Raw genomic sequence first — 3873 nt, forward strand, 5'->3', positions numbered from 1 at the left:
ACAAGTAAAGCTAAAATAAAAATGACCCCGTCGACCAGGATATTTTAGGGGTAATAATAAAGTTTTTTCAGGGGTCAATTTAGACTTGGCAAAAGGGGTCAATCTGAACTGGATTTTCCAACAGTTATTGAAAATATTTTTATTAAAAAGAAAGAACGTTACTGGTTCGCAACGTTGAAGTATATATTATCAAGTTTGGCATTTTATTTATTTCACCAATTTTCGTCGATTCGCAGATATTGTCTAATCTCTTTCCTTAATTTATTGAGTAATTCCTTATGATGAACTCTTGAATGATTAAAGTTATTGTAAATGCCTATTGGGTTAAATTTCGGGCAATTTCCTGTTTCAAAATAAGGCTTACTAAAATCAAGAATGAAACACTCTATTTCAGCTTTTAAGACAATTGATAAATTGTTTTGTATATCATTAAGTAATTCTTCAAATATTTTTTGAATAGAAGATGGCATGAAAGGGTTCTCTCTATACTCCGATAATAATTTCACAAAACTTGAGTGTTGCTTAGTTATGTACACCTTATCTAAATCAAGTATCCCGTCCTTTAACTTATTATACTTTCTCACACTATAATCAGATGGTTCTACTGTTACAGAATCTTGTTTGTTAAACGTACTTATAATTTCAATATCTTCTAATACAATACTTTTTGAACAAGGAATCCACCCTGCTATATCATTGACAATCTTATTTGTAATTTCTTCATGTTCTTTAAAAATAAATCCAAAATCTTTTAACACTAACAATACGTTCAAATTAACTAAATTTACATAATCTAATCCATTTTCAAAAGATTGGTTATTATCTTTTATTATCTCTAAAAACTTCGATAATATTTCTGATTGTTTTTTTATAACTTCCGTTCGTATAGGCTGTAGAATTGTGGCTTTAGCTCTATTATATGTTAATATTGCTATTATTGTTCCTGTACCTGTAAATGCGATAGTGAAAAAATCTTTCAGCCAACCAATATTTTCCTTTATGTAATCTATCATAGAATCGAGATAAATATATTTAGATAAAATACATATAGCAAAGATAAATAAAAATACAATTAAGATTTTCTATTACTTAGATTTTAATTCATAGCTTCACTACCACTCTCTTAACTCATAAATCAAATCCAAATCTTCAAAAAATCGGTACGAAAATATCAACCTCCCCAAAGCCTATATAATAATCCAATACCACCACACCCATATCACACAAAAAAGCGACAAACCAAAGAAATCTTCAATTTGCCGCTTTTATATTTATTGTTTCCTAATGGCCGAAAATCAATCAGTCTTCTTGATAACGTTTCTTGCCACTTCTATCTTATATTTCTTACCCTTCATCTTCTCATCTCTGATATTACCCAAAAGAGTTTTTACAGCAGATGTTCGCACTGCAACAAAAGAGATAAAGTCTTTAACGTCAATCAATCCCAAGTCTGATTTATCTAACTTTCCTTTTTGCAAGAAGAAGCCGACAATATCACTCTTATTTAGTTTATTCTTCTTACCTCCACTAATATATACTGTCTGATATTCAGGACGGTTTGGCAAATTTTTCCCCGGCATAACTTTCAGAATATCCAAAGTATCGGAGATATAATCGGGCATTTTTTCGTCTTTGAATTGTATGATATACGAGGTTCCTGAAGCATGCATACGAGCTGTGCGCCCGTTACGATGAACAAATTCACTCTCTTTAGCCGGAAGATGATAATGTATCACATGTTTCATTTCGGGAATATCCAATCCTCTGGCTGCCAGATCGGTTGTAATCAAATAATTGAGACTGCCATTTCTAAATTGGATTAAGATTCTTTCCCTGTCATCCTGATCCATACCCCCATGATAATACCCTGCATGTATGCCTTTCTTGTTCAACAAATCGCTGATACGCTCCGTAACCTCTCTGTGATTGCAGAAAATAAGTGCGGGCTCAGAATTAAATGAACATATCAAGTGGAATAAAGATTCTATCTTGTCTTTTTCGGGAGATAAAACGAGTTTTATTGAAAGGTTATCGCTTTTTTCTTCTTGTATATAATCAAGAACCACCGACTTTTGCATTCCTACAAATTCAGGAATTTCCACATCGGAAGTAGCCGAGAGAAGAACCCTTTTTTGCAGGTTGGGCAGTTGGCTGATGATCGTATCCACTTCCTCCTGAAAACCTAATTGTAACGATTTATCAAATTCATCGAGAACCAGAATACGAATGGAATCTGTATCAAAAGATTTGCGTTCAAGATGGTCGGTCAACCTGCCCGGAGTGCCGATAAGCAAAGCGGGAGGATTGCTTAGGTTTTTCAACTCGGTATCAATAGAGTGCCCGCCATAACAAACATTTACTTTGAATTGTGTACCCATCTTTTTCCAAACCTGCTCTATCTGAAGAGCCAACTCCCTTGATGGAACAATTACAAGGCATTGTACTTTCTTTATATCCTCTTTCAGTAATCGGAAGATAGGCAGTAAGAAAGCAAGTGTTTTGCCCGAACCTGTAGGAGATAATAACAATGTATTTTGACTATCGGTTATCGCCTTTTGGGCTGCAAACTGCATTTTATTCAGATTGTCAATCCCCAGATTGGATAATATGGCTATATGTTGATTTTCTGTATTCATCCCACAAAGGTAATATATTATCTTATAGCGCTCTATTTCGTTTCTTATTTAGAATATCAAAATCTGTAACCCACACCAATCATCCATCCTATATATAATTGTTTGAAGCTATTGGGACTATAATCTTTCCACAAACTATGAGAGGAAAATAATTTTAGATTGTCTAGTTTGGATGTTTGTAGAAAGTTAAGTGTAGGTCCTGCAAAAATATTTATATTACTATTAATATTGTATGCCGGTAGAACTCGGTAAACAAAACGATAAAGAGTTTTGTGATCATAGTTTCTTAGTATTTCCTTCTCTCTTTCCTCTTCTTCTTTACTTTGTTCTCCAACTCTTATACTTGTCCTTATTTTGGTCAATATGCCAGCTATAATTTCTGTATCTATTCTAAATTTATCACTTAATTGTATATGTGCACCCAAACCTCCCTCTAAGACAAAATGAGTATGTGGAGAATAGATATTATACCCGAATCCTACAATTCCATACAAAGATTGTCCTCCCGAGCGAAAACTAACTACCATATTTTGCATATCATCAAATGTCAATGCAAGATTCATATCTCCACCAGATTTTACAATATTTACCAACCCAATGGGATATTTATTATTATCCGAGATATTGATAATTCCAATTTGTAGACCTTTCATTATCTTGGCGTAATTGAACCCTCCAATCTGTACACCAACGAGCGTATCAGCCTCATTGCCCATAGCTATTTGTAAGCCCTTTATTTTATCACTGTTATTTAAAAAGCCTATTTGTGCTCCTCTTATATTTTTGTATGCAAGATTAATTATCCCTATCTGCGTACCTTGCATATTCCATATCACATTATTGAGTCCGCCAATTTGTATACCCTTTATATCTCGCGCAACATGGATTCCCCCTATCTGTACACCATTTACGCAATCTCCCATTTGCATTCCTCCTATCTGCACACCACTGATATTTTCTATATTGTTAAATGGAGAAATAGCCACACCCTTTGCTTTGGTTAGTTCAGTATATAATCCACTAAATGCAAAACCTGATACATTTTCAGATCGCCCATATACTAGATTTAAAGATATATTATTGGTGTAATATTTTGTTTTGTAGCCATTGGTGCTTATTGTATTCCACAATCCGAGATTGAAAAATGCTTTATATTTTGGACTCTGTATATTTTGCTGATATTCGGAAATAGAATCTAACTTAATAGCAAGACTATCTTGTGCTAATAGTGATGCAT

3 protein-coding genes are annotated in these 3873 nt (G+C 33.6%); all 3 read right to left on the reverse strand.

The features are described 5' to 3' along the window. Positions 1-212: 212 nt before the first annotated feature. The gene (locus LDB17_RS14445; RefSeq protein ID WP_252637874.1) at positions 213-1013 is read right to left on the reverse strand and encodes a hypothetical protein; all 801 of its coding nucleotides are present in this window, start codon (positions 1011-1013) and stop codon (positions 213-215) included. Positions 1014-1295: 282 nt separating this feature from the next. Beyond that, the gene (locus LDB17_RS14450; RefSeq protein ID WP_252637873.1) at positions 1296-2636 is read right to left on the reverse strand and encodes a DEAD/DEAH box helicase; all 1341 of its coding nucleotides are present in this window, start codon (positions 2634-2636) and stop codon (positions 1296-1298) included. A 56-nt stretch (positions 2637-2692) separates the two neighbouring features. Continuing rightward, positions 2693-3873 (reverse strand): LA_2272 family surface repeat-containing protein (locus tag LDB17_RS14455; RefSeq protein ID WP_393925111.1); only part of this gene is annotated, 1181 nt, incomplete at its 5' end.

It is taken from the genome of Dysgonomonas sp. Shenzhen-Wh21, assembly GCF_043392705.1.
Classification (GTDB): domain Bacteria; phylum Bacteroidota; class Bacteroidia; order Bacteroidales; family Dysgonomonadaceae; genus Dysgonomonas.

Coding starts and splice junctions, on each gene's coding strand:
- LDB17_RS14445 (WP_252637874.1), bottom strand. CDS start 1,013: ATGATAGATTACATAAAGGAAAATATTGGTTGGCTGAAAGATTTTTTC.
- LDB17_RS14450 (WP_252637873.1), bottom strand. CDS start 2,636: ATGAATACAGAAAATCAACATATAGCCATATTATCCAATCTGGGGATT.